At 38.5% G+C, this 20,902-nt stretch carries 15 protein-coding genes and 1 tRNA gene; 14 read left to right on the forward strand and 2 right to left on the reverse strand.

Going from position 1 to position 20,902, the window contains the following annotated elements; all coding sequences use genetic code 11:
* The first annotated feature begins 389 nt into the window (after window positions 1–389).
* Both FHX64_RS12960 and FHX64_RS12965 read left to right on the forward strand, forming a co-directional pair.
* Window positions 390–635 carry a hypothetical protein gene (locus tag FHX64_RS12960; RefSeq protein ID WP_183414271.1) on the forward strand — a complete coding sequence of 82 codons (246 nt, stop codon included), beginning with the start codon at window positions 390–392 and terminating at the stop codon, window positions 633–635.
* Between the two features lie 111 nt (window positions 636–746).
* Entirely contained in the window at window positions 747–1,835 is a 1,089-nt protein-coding gene (locus FHX64_RS12965) for an anhydro-N-acetylmuramic acid kinase (RefSeq protein ID WP_183414272.1), read from the forward strand.
* 815 nt (window positions 1,836–2,650) lie between these two features.
* Here the strand turns inward: FHX64_RS12965 and FHX64_RS12970 are convergent.
* Complete coding sequence (locus FHX64_RS12970; RefSeq protein ID WP_246392280.1) at window positions 2,651–3,922, reverse strand: IS256 family transposase; 1,272 nt, start codon at window positions 3,920–3,922, stop codon at window positions 2,651–2,653.
* 180 nt (window positions 3,923–4,102) lie between these two features.
* Between FHX64_RS12970 and FHX64_RS14425 the strand changes: the two genes are divergently transcribed.
* The 6 genes from FHX64_RS14425 to FHX64_RS13005 all read left to right on the forward strand — a co-directional run bounded on the left by FHX64_RS14425 (window position 4,103) and on the right by FHX64_RS13005 (window position 12,260).
* On the forward strand, window positions 4,103–4,912 hold the full coding sequence (locus tag FHX64_RS14425) for a LuxR C-terminal-related transcriptional regulator (protein ID WP_183414273.1): 810 nt from the start codon (window positions 4,103–4,105) through the stop codon (window positions 4,910–4,912).
* A 15-nt stretch (window positions 4,913–4,927) separates the two neighbouring features.
* Window positions 4,928–6,199: an IS256 family transposase gene (locus FHX64_RS12980; protein ID WP_246392280.1), complete on the forward strand. Its 1,272-nt coding sequence runs from the start codon at window positions 4,928–4,930 to the stop codon at window positions 6,197–6,199.
* Window positions 6,200–6,343: 144 nt separating this feature from the next.
* Window positions 6,344–6,907 carry a fibronectin type III domain-containing protein gene (locus tag FHX64_RS14430; protein ID WP_183414274.1) on the forward strand — a complete coding sequence of 188 codons (564 nt, stop codon included), beginning with the start codon at window positions 6,344–6,346 and terminating at the stop codon, window positions 6,905–6,907.
* A 1,190-nt stretch (window positions 6,908–8,097) separates the two neighbouring features.
* Entirely contained in the window at window positions 8,098–8,565 is a 468-nt protein-coding gene (gene tnpA / locus FHX64_RS12990) for an IS200/IS605 family transposase (protein WP_183414275.1), read from the forward strand.
* Window positions 8,566–10,206: 1,641 nt separating this feature from the next.
* Window positions 10,207–10,719, forward strand: a complete 513-nt coding sequence (locus FHX64_RS13000; protein WP_183414276.1) for a hypothetical protein — start codon at window positions 10,207–10,209, stop codon at window positions 10,717–10,719.
* A 290-nt stretch (window positions 10,720–11,009) separates the two neighbouring features.
* The gene (locus tag FHX64_RS13005; RefSeq protein WP_183414277.1) at window positions 11,010–12,260 is read left to right on the forward strand and encodes an IS4 family transposase; all 1,251 of its coding nucleotides are present in this window, start codon (window positions 11,010–11,012) and stop codon (window positions 12,258–12,260) included.
* Window positions 12,261–12,876: 616 nt separating this feature from the next.
* On the opposite strand, the gene FHX64_RS13010 is transcribed toward FHX64_RS13005, so the two are convergent.
* A tRNA-Gln gene (locus FHX64_RS13010) sits at window positions 12,877–12,947 on the reverse strand.
* A 114-nt stretch (window positions 12,948–13,061) separates the two neighbouring features.
* Between FHX64_RS13010 and FHX64_RS13015 the strand changes: the two genes are divergently transcribed.
* From FHX64_RS13015 to FHX64_RS13040, 6 genes are all read left to right on the forward strand, one after another.
* Complete coding sequence (locus tag FHX64_RS13015; RefSeq protein ID WP_183414278.1) at window positions 13,062–13,742, forward strand: hypothetical protein; 681 nt, start codon at window positions 13,062–13,064, stop codon at window positions 13,740–13,742.
* Between the two features lie 169 nt (window positions 13,743–13,911).
* A complete protein-coding gene (locus FHX64_RS13020) occupies window positions 13,912–14,481 on the forward strand; it encodes a hypothetical protein (protein ID WP_183414279.1) in 570 nt (189 codons plus the stop codon).
* Window positions 14,482–14,672: 191 nt separating this feature from the next.
* Window positions 14,673–15,251 carry a helicase gene (locus FHX64_RS13025; RefSeq protein WP_183414280.1) on the forward strand — a complete coding sequence of 193 codons (579 nt, stop codon included), beginning with the start codon at window positions 14,673–14,675 and terminating at the stop codon, window positions 15,249–15,251.
* Window positions 15,252–15,462: 211 nt separating this feature from the next.
* Window positions 15,463–16,038 carry an RNA polymerase sigma-70 factor gene (locus FHX64_RS13030; protein WP_183414281.1) on the forward strand — a complete coding sequence of 192 codons (576 nt, stop codon included), beginning with the start codon at window positions 15,463–15,465 and terminating at the stop codon, window positions 16,036–16,038.
* Window positions 16,039–16,092: 54 nt separating this feature from the next.
* The gene (locus tag FHX64_RS13035; RefSeq protein WP_183414282.1) at window positions 16,093–17,133 is read left to right on the forward strand and encodes a FecR family protein; all 1,041 of its coding nucleotides are present in this window, start codon (window positions 16,093–16,095) and stop codon (window positions 17,131–17,133) included.
* A 326-nt stretch (window positions 17,134–17,459) separates the two neighbouring features.
* Entirely contained in the window at window positions 17,460–20,897 is a 3,438-nt protein-coding gene (locus tag FHX64_RS13040) for a TonB-dependent receptor (protein ID WP_183414283.1), read from the forward strand.
* Window positions 20,898–20,902 lie beyond the last annotated feature (5 nt).

Genomic DNA, 20,902 nt, shown 5'->3' on the forward strand with positions numbered 1-20,902 from the left:
GAATGAAGATCAGAAGTTACAGGAAGTTGAGAAGTTAAGGAAGTTATAACCTTCAATCCTTGTTTAGGTTGCCTCCTGTTTTTGTATTTATATGTTACAGACCTAACAGGTTTTGAAAACCTGTTAGGTCTCTACGCTGAACTACTTCCTTCTTGTGTCAAGGCTGCCATGGTTGCCAAAACATGATGTCCTGGTGCTGTCCCCTTTGGTTAAAGGGGACGAGCGGAGCGGAGGGGTTGGAAATCAAATAACTGAATAATAGAACCATTTATAGGGGCGTTAGCCCTGTAATCTTCGTAGAAAGGAATCCCAAAGGAAGAAAGGGGCGTTAGCCCTGCGACCTGTTTTATTCATGTGGACCGGATTCCCAAATTATAAACGGACAGAAGATGTCACCGCTACGCGGCTATTTTGATGCAATTGGCATCATTTCCTATGAAGATGCCAGAGCTACGCTCCTTATGATGCTGAAGATTCGACAGATTTTCTCCCCGCCTTTGGAGGTAATGGAGGAGGTCAAGCGCTGCCTGACTGATCGGATTTGTAAATCCAGCGTGGAGGGTGACAGAAGAAAACAGGTAACAAAACGGTCAACGATATTCAGGCATGGACACCTTTTACACTTTACACCTTAAACTTTCAACCATAGTTCTCTTTGGACTGCTGTTTACACTTCACTCTTTTATCCCGCCGTTTCTCCTGCAATCCAATAATCTGTTTACCTTTGCAGTCATAATCAGGAAAACATGCCATCATTGGAAACTTATACCGTCATTGGCCTTATGTCGGGGACATCGTTGGATGGACTTGATATGGCATGTTGTGAATTTTCGGAACCATCCCCGGGACGTTACACCTATAACATCATTGCTGCCGAAACGGTTCCCTACACAGAGGAATGGAAGCAACGCCTCAGCACGCTCGAGAATGCTTTTGCCTACGATTATGTATTCACTAACGCCCAATTGGGAGAATATATCGGGGAAAAGGTACATGCTTTCATTGCAAGGAATGACTTGCATCCCTGCCTGATAGCATCCCACGGCCATACCATCTTTCATCAGCCGCAACATGGCTTTTCTTCGCAGATAGGCGACGGCAATGCCATTCTGGTCAAAACAGGTATTCCGGTTATCTATGACTTCCGTTCGCTGGATGTAGCGCTTGGCGGTCAGGGAGCTCCCCTTGTACCGGTTGGTGACCAGCTTCTCTTTTCCGGTTATGAGGCCTGCCTCAATTTGGGAGGCATTTCCAATATTTCGTACAACCGCGACGGGAAACGGGTAGCATATGATATCTCTTTGTGTAATATCCCCCTCAATTACCTTGCCCGTCAGTTGGGAAAAGAGTATGACCACAACGGTGAAGAGGCCCGGGCGGGCGTTGTCAACCCTACCCTGTTCCAGGCTATGAACCGGCAGGACTATTTCAAGGAGCAAGGCCCGAAATCATTGGGAAAAGAATGGTTTGTAGATATATTCCGTCCTTTGCTCGACGAATACAATCTGCCGGTGCAGGATAAACTCCGCACAACCGTTGAGCATATCGCCTTTCAAATCACCCGTGACCTTGCATCATTGCCACAGGGTAAAATTCTAATCACAGGCGGCGGCGCATTCAATGCCTTTTTAATTGAACAGATGCAACAACTGACCCATCACCGGTTGTTTGTGCCCGATGCATTGCTGGTAAACTATAAAGAAGCCCTGGCCTTTGCATTTCTCGGAATGTTGAGAATGACAAACAAGATCAACACCCTTGCTTCGGTAACGGGAGCTTCTGAAGATAGTTGCAGCGGCTCCATCACCGGATTACCCGCCCCAATGCTATCCTGATTCCGGGAATATCCATTAGCCGGAAGTTTAAGGACAACGCATTCAATTGACAATGGATAGTTGACAATGAAAATTTGAAGAAATGAAGTTACAGGAAGAGGAGAAGACAACAACTGCAAAGTAGTCTAGTAGATAGTAGACAGTAGATAGTAGGAATCTGAAAATATGAAATTTACCCTAAATCCCTGAAGGGACTTTTAAACGCCAAATGATTGAAGAAGAAGTTAGGAAAGTTAGAACCCTCAATCACTCAATCCTTCAATCTTTCCGGGGACAAGCGAAGCGCAGGGGTTGGAAATCAGTTGACCCTGTTAATTCAAAATTTCCATAACAGATTGTCTTGGTTCTTGGCTCTTGACTCTTTTGAATAACAGATTGACCTTAGACTTTAGACCTGCTGTTTACTTTCAACTTTACCCCTTAAACTTTCAACCGTAGTTCTCTTTAGACCTTAGGTTTTTATTTCATTACTTCAATCCATTGATCAAAAATACCTCAACAGAGCATTCCTTCAAGAATCCAAAGCAAAAAGAGTTGATGTCTGATTTTTACTATGAGCTTTACATAATTGCGTTACAGCATTTCCTGTTTCAGCAGAAATCGGTGAGCATGTCGATACAAGAGGGAATCAGGTAGGTCATCATGAAGAAGCAGATTTTCCGATAGGCAGAACAGACCACATGCATGGACGGGGCATTGATCGGTAGTGTCCAAAAATTTGTGTAAACGCATTCTTATCTCATTTATTATTATTTTTTCTTTTCGAATCCCCTCTCAAAATTTTTGAGGGGTTTGAAAAGAAAAAACTTCCGTTTTTATTTTATTCTTAAACTAGTGTCACTAATATTTGCTCTATCAGGATATAAAATCATAAACTGATTGGCAATCAATGGCCAGTTGGAAACTTTTGCACTCCAAGATATTGAGGCTTGTTGGATCGCCAGATACACTGCTTTTTTCATTGCCTGATCATCAGGAAACATCAATTTATTTTTGGTGTATTTGCGTATGCTTCGATTTAGATTTTCAATCACATTAGTGGTATAGATAATCTTTCGTATTTCGGCTGGATAGGTAAAATAGGCTGTCAGATTTTCCCAATTTGCAATCCAGGATTTAATGGCATAAGGATATTTCTCTCCCCATTTAGTTTCCAATTCAGCAAAAGCTTCCCCAGCAGCATCTAAGTTTCGGGCCTGATACACTTGTTGAAGATCATGCATAAAACTCCGTTTTTCCTTTGTCCCAATATAGTTCATCGTGTTTCTTATCTGATGAACAATACATAATTGTGTTACTGTTTCCGGAAACACAGCCTGAATAGCCTGGGTTAGCCCTTTCAGATTATCTGAACAGGCAATTAAAATATCTTTCACCCCTCGTTTCTTCAAATCATCCAACACGTTCATCCAAAATGAAGCCGATTCAGTTTCATTGATCCACATACTAATAACTTCTCTATGTCCATTGGTATTTAAACCGATAATCAGATAAACGCTTTTACTTATTATCTTACCTCCTGAACGAACTTTGATACGAATACCATCTAACCAAACAATCAGATAAGTATCATCCAATGGACGGGTTTGCCAGGCTTCTACATCGCTCATTACCTGATCTGTGATATTGGATATGGACGAAGAACTGATAGTGACACCATAAATGTCTTTTATCTGAGCTTCTATGTCACGAGTCGACATGCCTCGTGCATACAAAGAAATCACAACGCTTTCTATCTTGTCTATTACTTTTTGACGCTTGGGCAAAACGATGGGATTAAACTCACCCTGACGATCGCGGGGAACCTCTATAATTATTTCTCCACTACTGCTCTTTACTAACTTGCGGGTTTTTCCATTACGAGAGTTCCCACTGCCATTTCCTTTGACTGAGTGCTTGTCGTAGCCAAGATGTTCGCTCAACTCACTTTCTAACATCTTTTCTACTCCCCGCTTAAATAGCTTATCCATAAAACCATTTATGTCTTGCATGGTCTTGAAACCCTTGAAAAAATCTGTTGGTAACTGGGAGAAAAGTGCCTCATCTTCTGCACTCAATTTTGATAATACTGATTTCTGCTTTTTCATGTCCTTTTTTTTCTGTTATAAAAATAAGCATTTATTTCTATTTACACAGTTTTTTGGACGGTCTCAGCCATTTCTTTTTGTGTCTGAATAACTGTTTGTCATCTAAGAATATATAAAATGGTAATATTTATACGCTGAAATATTATGGTTATTTATGTATAAATACAAGCCCATTGTTTGGTGGCAAAGATAATTATCCCGTATTTTGAAAAAAATAGCGAAAAGGGTGATGTTTTTATATTTAATACTATGCATTCATTGATAAAAAAATTTGAACAACTGGTGTCAGAGTACGAATGTGAGGTGACGCCCGAAATGGAAGCAAAATGGGAAGGGATACGCCATGCATTGGAAGTGTCGGCACGCCATGTAGACCGCCACAGCACAGTATTTGACCTGCATGAGGGGAGCTACCGGATCCATCCGTTTATGGAAGAGGGATTGACCTCGACAAAGCAGATTATGAAACGAATTCTGGATAAAACGCACCCCGACGACAGGTTCCATGCTATTGATACCGAGCTGAAAGGCTACGAATACCTGCAATCCATGCCACCGGGGCAATGCAACAATTTCCGGCTTTCATACCAGAGGCGTTATATCGACCATGAAGGCAACTATCAGATATGTCTCCATTCGTCTGTGGTACTGTTGACGGATGTGGCACAAAAGCCATGGCTGATCCTGACCCATACCGAAAAATGGTATAACCCGAAACTGGAGCGGTTCAACCCGATGCGGCAGTGCCTGCCTTTTCCGCCGCGAGGGATACCTCACCCGTTTTATGCCTTCAAAAAACGGTCATGCTTCACCTCGCGCGAAAAACAAATAATGAAACTCAAGGAAAAGGGCTACTCCATCAACGGGATTGCCTCGATGCTGGATATTGACATCAACACCGTGAAAACACACCTGAGCAATTTGCTGAAAAAGATCAATGGAGACCGTCCAAAAAACTGTGTAAATAGAAATAAATGCTTATTTTTATAACAGAAAAAAAAGGACATGAAAAAGCAGAAATCAGTATTATCAAAATTGAGTGCAGAAGATGAGGCACTTTTCTCCCAGTTACCAACAGATTTTTTCAAGGGTTTCAAGACCATGCAAGACATAAATGGTTTTATGGATAAGCTATTTAAGCGGGGAGTAGAAAAGATGTTAGAAAGTGAGTTGAGCGAACATCTTGGCTACGACAAGCACTCAGTCAAAGGAAATGGCAGTGGGAACTCTCGTAATGGAAAAACCCGCAAGTTAGTAAAGAGCAGTAGTGGAGAAATAATTATAGAGGTTCCCCGCGATCGTCAGGGTGAGTTTAATCCCATCGTTTTGCCCAAGCGTCAAAAAGTAATAGACAAGATAGAAAGCGTTGTGATTTCTTTGTATGCACGAGGCATGTCGACTCGTGACATAGAAGCTCAGATAAAAGACATTTATGGTGTCACTATCAGTTCTTCGTCCATATCCAATATCACAGATCAGGTAATGAGCGATGTAGAAGCCTGGCAAACCCGTCCATTGGATGATACTTATCTGATTGTTTGGTTAGATGGTATTCGTATCAAAGTTCGTTCAGGAGGTAAGATAATAAGTAAAAGCGTTTATCTGATTATCGGTTTAAATACCAATGGACATAGAGAAGTTATTAGTATGTGGATCAATGAAACTGAATCGGCTTCATTTTGGATGAACGTGTTGGATGATTTGAAGAAACGAGGGGTGAAAGATATTTTAATTGCCTGTTCAGATAATCTGAAAGGGCTAACCCAGGCTATTCAGGCTGTGTTTCCGGAAACAGTAACACAATTATGTATTGTTCATCAGATAAGAAACACGATGAACTATATTGGGACAAAGGAAAAACGGAGTTTTATGCATGATCTTCAACAAGTGTATCAGGCCCGAAACTTAGATGCTGCTGGGGAAGCTTTTGCTGAATTGGAAACTAAATGGGGAGAGAAATATCCTTATGCCATTAAATCCTGGATTGCAAATTGGGAAAATCTGACAGCCTATTTTACCTATCCAGCCGAAATACGAAAGATTATCTATACCACTAATGTGATTGAAAATCTAAATCGAAGCATACGCAAATACACCAAAAATAAATTGATGTTTCCTGATGATCAGGCAATGAAAAAAGCAGTGTATCTGGCGATCCAACAAGCCTCAATATCTTGGAGTGCAAAAGTTTCCAACTGGCCATTGATTGCCAATCAGTTTATGATTTTATATCCTGATAGAGCAAATATTAGTGACACTAGTTTAAGAATAAAATAAAAACGGAAGTTTTTTCTTTTCAAACCCCTCAAAAATTTTGAGAGGGGATTCGAAAAGAAAAAATAATAATAAATGAGATAAGAATGCGTTTACACAAATTTTTGGACACTACCTCACATTCGCTACACAGATAGCGATCTGAATGTGAAAGCGACGGTCATTGAGGAGAGTCTTACCGACAATCCCAATTTTCCGACGCTTGCCACCGAGGTGCCTCTCATCAAGGGCCTGAATGACCAGCTTGCAACTGCAATCATTAAGGCAAAAGATGGAGGGCATCAGGATGTGTTTAACAAAAATGAAGCCCGCAAGGCTTTGGAGGCGCAACTGAAGTCAACAGGCCTGCTGGTGCAAAATGTCAGCAAAGGCGACGAGTCGCTGATCCTGAGCGCGGGCTATGATGTAAACAAAACGCCTTTGCCGATAGGCCCGCTTCCTAAGCCGGAAAACCTGAAGGCAAAGGCCGGCGACAACCATGGAAGCCTTATCGTAAGCTGGAATGTGATACCGGGTGCTTACCTTTATGAGGTAGAATACATGGAATCGCCTGTGACAGCAACCAGTGTCCGCATGCACGTTTCGTGCAGCAAACACAGTGTGACTATTGATAACCTGACCCCGGGGAAAATGTACAGCATTTTCGTGGCAGGGGCCGGCTCCGACCCGCGGCGGGTGTGGAGCGACGAACTGACCAGTTACATTATGTAACAGGTTCTCTCTTCAGCACATGTTCCCGCGACAGGGCTTGAAGCTGTAACCTATTTTCTGCACATAAAGAACCGGGATGGCCGCTCCGTCATAAAAAAACGAATGACGGGGCGGTTTTTTTATCTATTTTCCGAAGAGGAATCCTTTATTTTAGCTTGTGTAAATATTCTACCTCATAACCTTTAGATTACAAAATATTAAGTGTATGTTTGTGGGGAGAAAAGGGATATAAGATTTTTTCCAGTCGGATTTGCAAAACCGACGAGAAGGGAATTTATACAGTAGCGAAAAAGCAACAGGAAACAGGATAATAAAACAGATCGCAGGGCTAACGCCCCTTATTATCAACGAAGGAACCATTTGCTATTAAGATTACAGGACTACGTCCCTATAGATTGAAGGATCGAAGGATTGAAGGAATGAGGATATAGAATGTTGAAACAAACAACATCATAAGGAGCGTAGCTCTGGCATCTTCGTAGGATAAAACGATAAACAACATAAAAAGGGGCATAGCCCTGACATCTTAATATTATGGCAAAATATACCTGACTCCCTTTTCCTGTTAGATTTGTAATTGACGGAATAATATCATCTAATACAAGCATACGGAAACAAAAACAACGGCAAACAGGATAATAAATTAGATCACAGGGCTAACGCCCCTTATTATCAACGAAGGAACTATTTGCTATTAAGATTACAGGACTACGTCCCTATAGATTGAAGGATCGAAGGATTGAAGGAATGAGGGTATAGAATGTTGAAACAAACAACATCATAAGGAGCGTAGCTCTGGCATCTTCGTAGAATAAAACGATAAACAACACAAAAAGGGGCGTAGCCCTGACATCTTAATAATATGGCAAAATATACCTGACTCCCTTTTCCTGTTAGATTTGTAATTGACGGAATAATATCATCTAATACAAGCATACGGAAACAAAAACAACGGCAAACAGGATAATAAAACAGATCGCAGGGCTAACGCCCCTTATTATCAACGAAGGAACCATTTGCTATTAAGATTACAGGACTACGTCCCTATAGATTGAAGGATCGAAGGATTGAAGGAATGAGGGTATAGAATGTTGAAACAAACAACATCATAAGGAGCGTAGCTCTGGCATCTTCGTAGGATAAAACGATAAACAATATAAAAAGGGGCGTAGCCCTGACATCTTAATAATATGGCAAATACATACACCCAACTTTACGTACAATTCGTTTTTTCTGTCAAAGACAGGGAAAATCTGATCAAAGAAAAATTCAGGAATGAATTGGAAAAGGAAATATGTGGCATTATTTCCAACAATAAATCAAAAACTTATGCTATTTATTGCAATCCCGATCATACGCATGTTTTCGTGGGGATGCACCCTGCAATATCTCCTTCAAAACTGATGGAACAGGTAAAATCAGGTTCATCAAACTGGATGAATGAGAAAAAAGTTATTCCGGGAAAATTCTCCTGGCAAGATGGTTTTGGTGCATTTACCTACTCCAAATCACATATTGACAAAGTGGTGAAATACATCCTAAACCAACCTAAGCATCATAGAAAGCAATCATTTCGGGAGGAATACCTATCGTTCCTGGAAAAATTTGAGGTTGATTATGATCCTAACTATCTTTTTGAATGGTATGCCAATGATTAGATCACAGGGCTAACGCCCCTTATTATCAACGAAGGAACCATTTGCTATTAAGATTACAGGACTACGTCCCTATAGATTGAAGGATCGAAGGTTTGAAGGAATGAGGGTATAGAATGTTGAAACAAACAACATCATAAGGAGCGTAGCTCTGGCATCTTCGTAGAATAAAACGATAAACAACACAAAAAGGGGCGTAGCCCTGACATCTTAATATTATGGCAAAATATACCTGACTTCCTTTTCCTGTTAGATTTGTAATTGACGGAATAATATTATCTAATACAAGCATACGGAAACAAAAACAACGGCAAACAGGATAATAAATTAGATCGCAGGGCTAACGCCCCTTATTATCAACGAAGGAATCATTTGCTATTAAGATTACAGGACTACGTCCCTATAGATTGAAGGATCGAAGGATTGAAGGAATGAGGGTATAGAATGTTAAAACAAACAACATCATAAGGAGCGTAGCTCTGGCATCTTCGTAGGATAAAACGATAAACAACACAAAAAGGGGCGTAGCCCTGACATCTTAATATTATGGCAAAATATACCTGACTCCCTTTTCCTGTTAGATTTGTAATTGACGGAATAATATCATCTAACACAAGCATACGGAAACAAAAACAACAGGGAACAGGATAATAAAACAGATCGCAGGGCTAACGCCCCTTATTATCAACGAAGGAACTATTTGCTATTAAGATTACAGGACTACGTCCCTATAGATTGAAGGATCGAAGGATTGAAGGAATGAGGGTATAAAATGTTGAAACAAACAACATCATAAGGAGCGTTAGCTCTGGCATCTTCGTAGAATAAAACGATAAACAATATAAAAAGGGGCGTAGCCCTGACATCTTAATATTATGGCAAAATATACCTGACTTCCTTTTCCTGTTAGATTTGTAATTGACGGAATAATATCATCTAATACAAGCATACGGAAACAAAAACAACGGCAAACAGGATAATAAAACAGATCACAGGGCTAACGCCCCTTATTATCAACGAAGGAACTATTTGCTATTAAGATTACAGGACTACGTCCCTATAGATTGAAAGGATTGAAGGATTGAAGGAATGAGGGTATAGAATGTTGCAACAAACAACATCATAAGGAGCGTAGCTCTGGCATCTTCGTAGAATAAAACGATAAACAACACAAAAAGGGGCGTAGCCCTGACATCTTAATATTATGGCAAAATATACCTGGCTTCCTTTTCCTGTTAGATTTGTAATTGACGGAATAATATCATCTAATACAAGCATACGGAAACAAAAACAACGGCAAACAGGATAATAAAACAGATCGCAGGGCTAACGCCCCTTATTATCAACGAAGGAACCATTTGCTATTAAGATTACAGGACTACGTCCCTATAGATTGAAGGATTGAAGGAATGAGGGTATAGAATGTTGAAACAAACAACATCATAAGGAGCGTAGCTCTGGCATCTTCGTAGAATAAAACGATAAACAACATAAAAAGGGGCGTAGCCCTGACATCTTAATATTATGGCAAAATATACCTGACTCCTTTTTCCTGACCCGTCGGATTTACAAATCCGACAAGACGGAAGCAAATAAGCATATTGATCGATACTGTTGATACTATTCACATTAAATCTTTAGATTATGAAAGCAATTCATTTTTTACTGGGTTCATTCTTTCTATTGAGCAGTTGTGCTACTGTGAAATTCTACAGTGACGCGATTTTGAAAACAGAAACCGGAATTAAGGTGTATTCCACCAAACCGTATCTTTTAGTAGTTCATACTAAAAAAGCGCCCAAAGATGCTTCTCAGGATAGTTTAACCACGCAAGTCAGCATCATTTACCTTCCTGATTTAAGAAATCCCACCTATGTGAAACAAACACCGGGGATTGGCACGAGTGATCTGAAAATTTCCTTACAAAACGGGGTTCTTACATCCTATGGGCTCACAACAGATACAAAAATCCCTGATATGATAACGGCAACCACCGGATTGGTTTCCGGGCTTGCTTCTGCAGGAAATATTTTGAAAAAGAGTCCCGGCACAAGTATGGAATCTCCTGAAAAGGTAGCAAAACCTTATTTTGAGTTATACGAGTTTATTGTTGATCAGGATAATAGGGTTACATTGCAACAAGTTGAAGTAAAATGATCAGGATAAAACAGCCAACAACACAAACAGGGGCGTAGCCCTGAAAACCTGACCCGTTGGATTTACAAATCCGACGAGACGGGACATAAGACAGAACCCTCTCCCCCAATGTCATTAAGTTAGCGATATAATTATCTGATTATCAACAATAAACGCTTGTGTATATGAGTTATTTTTTGTATATTTGTTTCAGAATCAAATAGTTATTATCATGAAAAAAAACGCCGGAAAGTATATTGGAACTGATAAGGAAAAGAGTATTTTCGCAAGAAATAGTTTTACAGTTCAAAATGTTAGAGACAGATTTTACAAGAAACAGGAAGCAATCATTTCATAGTGCTATTGTCTTTATGATAAATTTTCTCACTAAAAGTCTTTCGGTTGAGATAACTAACTTTATTAGTTTCATAAAGTACAATATGCCTGGTGCTTCGATAAATGGTATTACAAAAAGTGCTTTTGTACAGTATCGAAAAAAAATAAAACCTGAAGTATTTAAGTCACTTTCAGATAGTTTGATTGAGGAGTTTTATACAGACAATGATGCATCGATAAAGCTCTGGAATGGATTTAGGTTGTTGGCTATTGATGGGTCAAGATTGGTTTTGCCCGATACACAGGAGTTAGAAAGCATTTATGGTAAGACCAGAAATCAATCTGAAACCGGGGTGGTACAGGCCAGAATATCGGTATTGTACGATGTTTTGAATCGGTTTGCCATAGATGGTGTTTTAGCTCCACTGTCAACTGGAGAGAGTGTTTTGGCGTTGAATCATTTGGTTTTTGCAAAAGCTAACGACTTGATTATTTACGATAGAGGTTATCCTTCTTTCAATTTGATTTATGAGCATTTTGAAAAAGGAGTAGATTTTCTCATTCGGGTTAAAGCTGATTTTAGTAACCTCACCCGGGAATTTTACCAGAGTGGACTACAGTCAGCTATTGCTCGAATGCAACCTGGAAAGAACATAAAACTGTCGGATAAACAGTATTCGAAGAATGCATTCAAAGAAGTTCGGTTGGTTCGGGTTGAACTACCTGATGGAGAAATAGAAATACTAATAACTTCTTTGTTTGATTCAAAAAAATATCCAGTCTCTTTATTTAAAGAACTGTATTTTTTAAGGTGGGGAGTAGAAACATTTTATGATGAATTGAAGAACAAGATAAAAATAGAACATTTTTCAGGCTATTCAGAGCATTGTATATTGCAGGATTTTTATGCAGCCTTATTTGTGTCAAACGTTCAGAGTTTAATCGTTGGAGACATAAATGATGAATTAGCCAAAGAGTCAACCAAATATCAATATCAATATCAATACAAAGTCAATAGCAATTTATCATACGGCTTTCTCAAAGACAGGATAATTTTATTGTTTTTCTCGGAAAAGGATATGGACGAAATAGTATCAGAACTCAAAGCGTTGTTTAAAAAACACACAATACCAATACGACCAAATAGAAGATTTGAAAGAGATACTGACAAATACAGAAAAAGAGGTAAACCGAAGTTGCTGAAAAACAATAAAAATACTTTCTGATGGCCTTAACTTAATGACATTGCCCTCTCCCCGGCGAGAGAAAGTTTTCCTTTTAATACAATGTGTATATGAGATTGTTGAGTTTAATTATTGTTCTTCTTTTATTTACAAATCATGGCATAGCAAAAACAAGAGAAACTCGTTGGAATAGTTATCCTCCCATAGTTATTACAAATTTACACGAACAAGAAGTTATAAAAATGCCTAATGATCTGCATAATGATACAATAGATGGACAGGTGGTTTTGACATTTGTGGTTTCATTTGACAACTTGAAGATTGACAAAATCAGAATAGATCGATTTAAGTTATGTAATACAAAAACAAAGCAGGAACTATACTTATATTTGAACACGCATTTTGATTTTAATGTCCATCATTATCCTACGATCGTGAGAAAGTATTACGTATTATTTCAAACATATATCCATACATTAAAGATTAAACGTATGAATAATTCTCCAGACAATAAGAAAACAACTTATACTATTATTAAGTATTTTCATTAGTAATATTAGCCTGATCCGTCAGATTTACAAATCCGACGAGATGGGAAAGAAAAAAACAAACAAAAACGCCGGCAATCTATTGATTAGGCTGCCGACGTTTCATCATGTTGTTCTGCTAGGATTCGAACCCAGACAAACAGAATCAGAATCTGCTGTGCTACCGTTACACCACAGAACAATGAAGCTGCAAAGATACGTGTTTAATAGTTATGTGTAATATTACAGAGGAGAGAATTATAAAATATTTACTGTCGCTGACGCGGGCCACTGTTCCCCGCCAAACTAAAAGCGTATGAAATTCTATTCTACATTATTCATATTCGTCTTATTTTCCATTGCTTCTTGCCATGGAAGAAACGTGCAGGAAGATGAAATTTGCGGAAAACAAATTTCAAAAGCCCTGGGAGATATTAATAACTATTACTTCACAAAGCAAACCGCTTACTTGGATAGCGCCATATTCATCCTGAAAAGCATTGAAAACAAAAGTGATAAATACAGGAATATCATCTATAGCGATGAAGTTCATGCGTATTTTTTGCATAAGGATTTTTCTTTAGCCCTAACAGCATTAAATAAAGTTCCTGCTTCGGTTTATCCATTCCCGGCTTTTAAGGATATCCTTGAGGATAAAATAAAAGCCAAAGAAGCAGAAACAAAGGGAGATAAACCAACTCAGATAAAATTTTTCAGGGCATTAATATTAATCTATCAGCATTACATAAACGAAAACTACCAAGTCTTTGTAACGACATTAAGACAAACTGATCCTGACAAGATAGATAACAGTCAGATTGATTTTATTGTTACTGAATTATACTATTATATTGCACAAACAGAAGGGATTCATAACGCAATCAATCAATTGAATGTTTTTCAAAAAAGCATCAAGGGTAATAGGTCTTATTTCAGTGAATTGAAAAAATATATACAATCCAATAATGCCAGTTCAATGGGCATATTATTATATTAAGCAAGTAGTCAGAATTTTGAATACTCTTGTCGTTAATGCAAGACATAAGACAGAACCCTCTCCCCGGCGAGAGAAAGTTTTCCTTTTAATACAATGTGTATATAAAGTGGGTAATATTGGGGGACAATAAATCCAACAGGAAACGAAAGCAACTAAAACAACAAACAAGATGAAGACATTTCTTAGATTAAGGCACTGGCAACTCTTTAGCCTTTTTGTAGTGCCGCCATTGGTTTTGCAATTCATTACCATTTGGCATGATGACTCTTACACATGGGGCAACTTTACGGTCACACTCTTGCTGATGATTGTGTTCGGCGCTTTATTGTTGGGATGGCTTTATGCCCTTGGGAAAAACCTGCATACAAAACTCCCGCCAACCATAACCATGAGCCTGAAACTATTTAAAATCTTCTTTTTCGTTCCGGCCATCTACATATTGCTGGGGGCCATCATCATGATCGCTGGCGAACCCTATTTTATCGTGCACGGAAAAAGTAGTCTTGTCATACTTTCCATAATCTTTTTGCTCCATCTATTTTCGATGTTTGGCATCCTGTACTGTTTTTACTTTATTGCCAAAGCATTGAAATCGACAGAACTGCAAAAGCCTGTAAGATTTAGCGACTTTACAGGAGAGTTTTTCCTGATCTGGTTCTTTCCCGTTGGCATTTGGGTTATTCAGCCGAGAATCAATAAATTGTTTGGGAAATCAAAATCCTACCCATCCAATGAATAGAAATTCTCGGATGAGTGATCAGATATTTGCAAAAAAAGGTCTTGCGGCATTACCTTTGAGGAAGAAAAAAATGAAGAACAGGGGAATGATATCCCACATAAACGCCTGCTTTCCAACATAACCTCACATCGGAACAAAGGGAAACTCAAACGAGAAAATGCGGTAAAAATTCACACATAACCTATTGAATTATGAATACAATTCCAGATGCGCTTAACGACCGAGAGAATATTCGCTTGCATAAAATCAAATATGGAGCCATGGGCAAAAGCGATCTGCTGATGCTGTTAAAAAAGTCAGGCATTAAACTCAATGAGCATGCCGATGCGCTTTTTTCCAGCGACCGTTTCATGGTTTCGGCGGTAAAACAGCAGGCCATGTTGCTTGAACTCTCTGTGATGGATCTTGGCCTTCCCGGCGGAGGAACCATACAGGAGATTGAAAAGCATGCCCGGCAGCATGGACTCCGGGAATGTCCGCTTGAAATAGCACCGCATTTCCGCCTCCAATATACCGATCAAAACGAAAAAGAAGAAACCCGGCGCAACAAAGCCCCGTTGGGATCGGTTACCGTCTTCTCCAAACCGCTGACAGAGGAAGATGATTTCCCAAAAGGATTCTATTTGCGCCGCATTGAAGGAGAACTGTGGTTGCGGGGATATGTTTGCCCGAAAGATCATGTGTGGAGCCCTGAAGATCGTTTCGTCTTCATGATGGATAAAATCCAGGATGAAGAATTCACACCCCGAAGAAGCGCTGGGAATGATTAGGGAGAGGACAATCTTGTACATAAATTGGAATTAAATCATGCAATCAGATAAGTGCGTGATAACGGTTTCTGCTTCGTGAAAAAGAAAAACATGTATCGTGTAGGATATTGTAATAAATTGTATATTTGACCACTCAAAATCAGAATCTATACCGGAATAATTATAATGATAATTTTAATCATATTAGAACCAGCTAATTGATATAGTTATTATGAATGAAGAGCACTACTTGCTAGCAGAGCTTGGACAGGGAAACAAAGAAGCGTTTTCCCTATTGTTCAGGAAATACTATAAAGACATGGTTCTGTTTGGCGGCAATTACTTGTATGATAAAACCCGTTGCGAGGATATTGTCCAAACCATCTTCGCGCAATTGTGGGAAAACCGGGAAACATTAGTAATAGAGACTTCGTTAAAATCCTTCTTACTCCGGTCAGTCAGGAATGGCTGCATTGATGAATTACGCCACAGGCAAAGCATCAGGGAACATGAATCATATACGGAAGCTTTTGGGCCGCTTGGCGATCTGGATACAGAGAACTACATCTTATACTCCGATTTACAGGCACATCTGGATGAAGCTCTGGATAAATTACCCGAAGCCTACAAGCAAGCATTTGTAATGAATCGTTTTGACGGTTTAAAATATAAGGAAATAGCACTAAAACTGGAGATTTCGGAACGAACAGTGGAAGTTCGTATCGGCAAAGCCATTGGATTGCTGAGACATCACCTGAAAGATTTTCTCATCCTAATCCTTGTCATTCTTTCTCTTAATAAATTATAATCGATTGTGGACAATCAGCAGAATTACGTCACTTATAAGTAAGGCAAAAAAGAGATGCAAAAAGAGGAATACATAATAGACGAACTGATAGCCAAATGGCTTTCGAAAGAAATTGGAGCCGAAGAAAAACAATTTTTGCTTCAATGGATACAGGAAAGCGCTGAAAACAAAGCATATTTCGACCAGATGAAAAATATTTGGCAAATCAGTCATCCTGCATTTCATCCTGCGAGTATCGATACGGAACAAGCCATGTCAAACGTGATGAATCGCATTGAAACCCGCAAATGGACAAAAATGCCAGTTATTGTCTGGTGGCAAAGGATTGCAGCCATTCTGCTTTTGCCTATATTGCTAATAGCTGGCTATGTGCTGACTACGCACCCGTTGCCATACAATAATCAACCAACAGCTATGGTTTATCAGGAAATTAGTTCTCCTTTCGGAGTGACTTCGAAAATAAATCTCCCAGATGGCTCTGTCGTATGGCTAAATTCAGGAAGTAAATTGAAATTCCCTATTGCTTTTGTAGGTAAAGAACGAAATGTTTACCTTTCCGGAGAAGCTTATTTTCAGGTACATTCCGACAAACAGCATCCTTTCATTGTAGAGACCAAACATTTAAATGTGACAGCTACTGGGACACAATTCGATGTTGAGTCCTACTCTTCTGACACGATTATATCGGTAACTCTTATAAAAGGCGTTGTCAATGTAAATATGGGTAAGAATCAAAAAATTATACTACATCCCAGCCAGCATTTGGTATTCAATGCAATATCGAATCAGTACAATAAAATGACAACAGATATTCAGGAATGGGAATTATGGAAAGACGGTATATTGGCATTCAGAGAAGAACCATTGGGGGAAGTATTTAAGAGAATCGGCAGAGCATTTAATGTAGATATTATAATTACAGATGCAAGTGTCGCCCGTCAGCCATACAGAGCTACTTTTAAGAATGAATCTCTCGATGAAATCTTACAGCTTTTACAACAGACAGCGCCCATCCAATATAAAGTAATAGGAAGAAATAATCTTGGCAATAACTACTATAGCAAAGAAAAAATAGAGGTACTTAAAGCTAACTAATTGTGCTTTTTGTAGACGAATCCCACATTGAAAATGTAAAATAAGCATTTTTCATGTGGGATTCTTTTTTGGATACGTCTTATTTATAGTAAGCAAAACTTAGAGTTGCTTCTGATTATTAATCTAAAACATAAATTATCATGAAAATCCACACACGGGCATCTCCTCTATCTGTTCTATCATTACTAAGATTAAGGTTCCCATTACATTCTCTAGCCTATTTTTTACGACGAACTATCTTTTTTGAAGCCTTTGCATCACAAGAGGTTCTTTTTAACCAACAAGTCATTCATCAACCAGTGAGTTGTTAAAAATATTCATTAACTATGAAACACAAAAACTATTACAAAAACATTACTTTCTGCCGGATATTTTTTATCCGATCGGGTATAATGATTGCACTATGTTTATTGTTGCAAGCGATAGGTATTAAAACATACGCTCAAACCGCTACAGTAACATTAATTTTTAAAAATTCCACAATAGAGCAAGTCATTAATGCCATTGAATCTCAAACTCCGTACCATTTTCTTTTCAATCAGGAAGATATCAATGTAAGCCACAAAGTGAGCATAAATGTCAAAAAACAGAATATCAATGATGTTCTTGTTCAGCTTTTTAAGGGAACAGATATTGACTTTCAAATTGAAGGAAAACAAATTGTACTCATTCTTAAGTCAAAAAAAACTGTTTCAAGAACAGAAGGTATTCATGAAATTACAGGAAAAGTAATTGATGCTAAAGGTCAACCTTTGCCAGGAGTAACTGTGATAATTCAGGGTACTACCAAAGGAACGATTACCGATGCTAATGGGTATTATTCTTTGGGAAATGTTTCTTCCGAACAAACACTAGAATTTTCGTTTGTAGGCATGCAGAAAAGCATGGCTTTAGTAGGGAATCGGAGTGTGATTAATGTAACAATGTCTGAAGCTACTACTGGATTGAATGAAGTAGTGGTTGTTGGTTATGGCACTCAAATAAAAAAGGTCATGACTGGAGCAACAGTACAGGTGAAAGGAGATGACCTACAAAAATTGAATACAGTTTCGGCAATGGATGCACTCCAGGGAACTACGCCAGGAGTTTCTATTACTAAAACTGATGCACAACCTGGTGACGGAACAAAAGTATACATACGCGGTATTGGCACAATTAATAACGCTACACCACTTTATGTAGTAGATGGTGTAGTGGTTAGTAATATTGATTATTTGTCTCCATCAGATATTCAGAGCATAGACGTATTAAAAGATGCTACTGCAGCAATTTATGGATCACGGGCAGCAAACGGAGTTATTTTAGTTACAACCAAACAAGGGAGAGGAAAACAAAAGCCTTCCATTAGCTATGATGGTTATTATGGAGTACAGAATCTTTACAAAAAAGAGCAAGTACTCAATGCCCAACAATATTTAACTATTATTCAAGAAGCACGAGTTAATTCAGGATTGCTACCTTTTACAAACGATTATATCATACAAAACGTGCCTGATGGACAAAGTTTTTTAGATGGAACCAATAAAGGGACAAATTGGCTAGATGCAATTACTAATAATAATGCACCTATTCAAAGTCATGCTCTTAACATTACAGGAGGGAATGACATGTCCATCTATTCTATAGGGCTTTCATATGTATCGCAAGATGGTATTTTAGGGAAACCAGTTGCTTCTCACTATGATCGATATAACTTTCGAATTAATAGTGATCATAAGTTAATTACAAATAAAGAGAGAGCTATACTAAAAATAGGAGAGACTCTCAATTATGATTATAGTGAAAAAAGTGGAATTGCAATTAGTGATGGTTTTTATAATGACATCTCAGATTGTATTAATGCTTGTCCTTTTATGCCCGTATACGATGAATCAGGGAATTATTCTTCTGTTCTTCTTGGCTGGGATTCCAGTGGAAGTAACCCTATTGGACTAATGGTTGCTCGTGGCCATAATCTGCAAAAAACGCATAATTTGATAGGCAATATCTATTTTGAAGTTCAACCAATAAAAAATTTAATTTGGCGTAGTGTGTTTAGTTACAATGTATATGCTGGAAGCTATCGTTCATACGCTCCTGCATACGATTTTGGACCAAGATCTATAAGTCCATACGATATTACTAGCCAAAGTATGTCAGTAGGGCTTGGCTGGACATGGGACAATACCGTTTCATATAAATATTCTGTTGCTAAAAATAACTTTTCCATTTTAGCAGGAACGTCTGCTGAGCGTGATGGCTTAGGAGAATCTATAAGTGGTTCAAATGGCGGTAGCATATTTAATTCTTTTCAATATGCTTATTTGATCAATAATCCTACTATTTATAATAATGGAGAAACTACATTAACTGGTTCACCCTGGGGAAAGAGTGGCATCCTTTCTTACTTTGGACGTTTGAATTACGATTACAATAATACTTATCTTTTACAAGGAATTATACGTGCCGATGGATCATCCAATTTTGATATTGGACATCGATGGGGCACATTTCCTGCTTTTTCTGCCGGATGGGTTATGACAAATGAGCCATTTATGAAAAATATTAATTGGCTAGATTTTTTGAAAATTCGTGGAAGTTGGGGAAAGAATGGAAATCAAGCGATTTCTCCTTTTCAATACCTGACAACTATTTCTTCTGGTGCTAAATATTTCTATGGAACGGACAAAGTTACACCCTCTATTGGAGCTTACCCCTCCATCGTTCCAAACCCAAATGTAACGTGGGAAACATCCAATCAAACTGATTTTGGCTTTGATGCTAACTTGCTATCTAATCGATTAACATTAACATTTGATTGGTATAATAAAATTACTAAGAACTGGTTGGTACAAGCACCTTTAGAAGAAGTCTACGGCACGAATGCTCCTTATATTAATGGCGGTGATATCGACAACCGTGGATACGAAATTGCTTTAGGATGGAGAAGCGAAATTGGAAAATTGAAATACAACATCAACGCAAATATCGCTTTTAATCATAACCGTGTTATTCGAATTGCAAATAGCGAAGGCATCATCGAAGGACAGTATGATTTTTACGGGAATAACGACACATGGTACAGAGCACAAGTAGGTTATCCTATTGGCTATTTTTATGGGTACAAAACAGATGGCATCTTTCAAACGGAAGCTGATGTACAAGCATATATAAATTCCAAAACAGGGAAAGAAATTATGCCCAATGCCGTTCCAGGCGATGTTAAATTTGTCGATTTGAACGGAAATGGAGTCATAGACAGCAATGACCGGACAGAAATTGGAGATCCACACCCGCATTATACCTATGGAGTTACTGCGAATCTGGAATACAAAGGATTTGACTTTTCTGTAGTAGGAGTAGGAGTAAGCGGAAATCAAATTGTTGATGCAATGGATTACTCAAGTATAATGGATTTATATAGCAACTATACGGCTGCTGTTTTAAATCGTTGGCATGGGCCTGGCACATCTAATTATTATCCGCGTGTAGTATCAGGGGCTAGCATCAACACCCAATACTTCTCCGATTTGTACATGAAGAGCGGTGCTTATTTTCGCATTTCAAATATCACATTAGGCTATGATTTCAAACAATTATTGCCCATGATTCCTTTGCAACAAATTCGCTTTTATGTAACCATTCAAAATTTACACACTTTTACCAAATACCCTGGAATGGATCCAGAAGTAGGATATGCTCCTGATGGATGGTCACAAGGTATAGACATTGGTAATTATCCTTCGCCAAGAACGATAATGATTGGCGCAAGTCTTAAATTTTAAAAACT

Source organism: Microbacter margulisiae (assembly GCF_014192515.1).
GTDB lineage: Bacteria > Bacteroidota > Bacteroidia > Bacteroidales > Paludibacteraceae > Microbacter > Microbacter margulisiae.

Bases quoted from the DNA above. Each gene is read 5' to 3' on its own strand.
- FHX64_RS12960 (WP_183414271.1), top strand. From the start codon at position 390: ATGTCACCGCTACGCGGCTATTTTGATGCAATTGGCATCATTTCCTAT.
- FHX64_RS12965 (WP_183414272.1), top strand. From the start codon at position 747: ATGCCATCATTGGAAACTTATACCGTCATTGGCCTTATGTCGGGGACA.
- FHX64_RS12970 (WP_246392280.1), bottom strand. From the start codon at position 3,922: ATGAAAAAGCAGAAATCAGTATTATCAAAATTGAGTGCAGAAGATGAG.
- FHX64_RS12980 (WP_246392280.1), top strand. From the start codon at position 4,928: ATGAAAAAGCAGAAATCAGTATTATCAAAATTGAGTGCAGAAGATGAG.
- tnpA (WP_183414275.1), top strand. From the start codon at position 8,098: ATGGCAAATACATACACCCAACTTTACGTACAATTCGTTTTTTCTGTC.
- FHX64_RS13000 (WP_183414276.1), top strand. From the start codon at position 10,207: ATGAAAGCAATTCATTTTTTACTGGGTTCATTCTTTCTATTGAGCAGT.
- FHX64_RS13005 (WP_183414277.1), top strand. From the start codon at position 11,010: ATGTTAGAGACAGATTTTACAAGAAACAGGAAGCAATCATTTCATAGT.
- FHX64_RS13015 (WP_183414278.1), top strand. From the start codon at position 13,062: ATGAAATTCTATTCTACATTATTCATATTCGTCTTATTTTCCATTGCT.
- FHX64_RS13020 (WP_183414279.1), top strand. From the start codon at position 13,912: ATGAAGACATTTCTTAGATTAAGGCACTGGCAACTCTTTAGCCTTTTT.
- FHX64_RS13025 (WP_183414280.1), top strand. From the start codon at position 14,673: ATGAATACAATTCCAGATGCGCTTAACGACCGAGAGAATATTCGCTTG.
- FHX64_RS13030 (WP_183414281.1), top strand. From the start codon at position 15,463: ATGAATGAAGAGCACTACTTGCTAGCAGAGCTTGGACAGGGAAACAAA.
- FHX64_RS13035 (WP_183414282.1), top strand. From the start codon at position 16,093: ATGCAAAAAGAGGAATACATAATAGACGAACTGATAGCCAAATGGCTT.
- FHX64_RS13040 (WP_183414283.1), top strand. From the start codon at position 17,460: ATGAAACACAAAAACTATTACAAAAACATTACTTTCTGCCGGATATTT.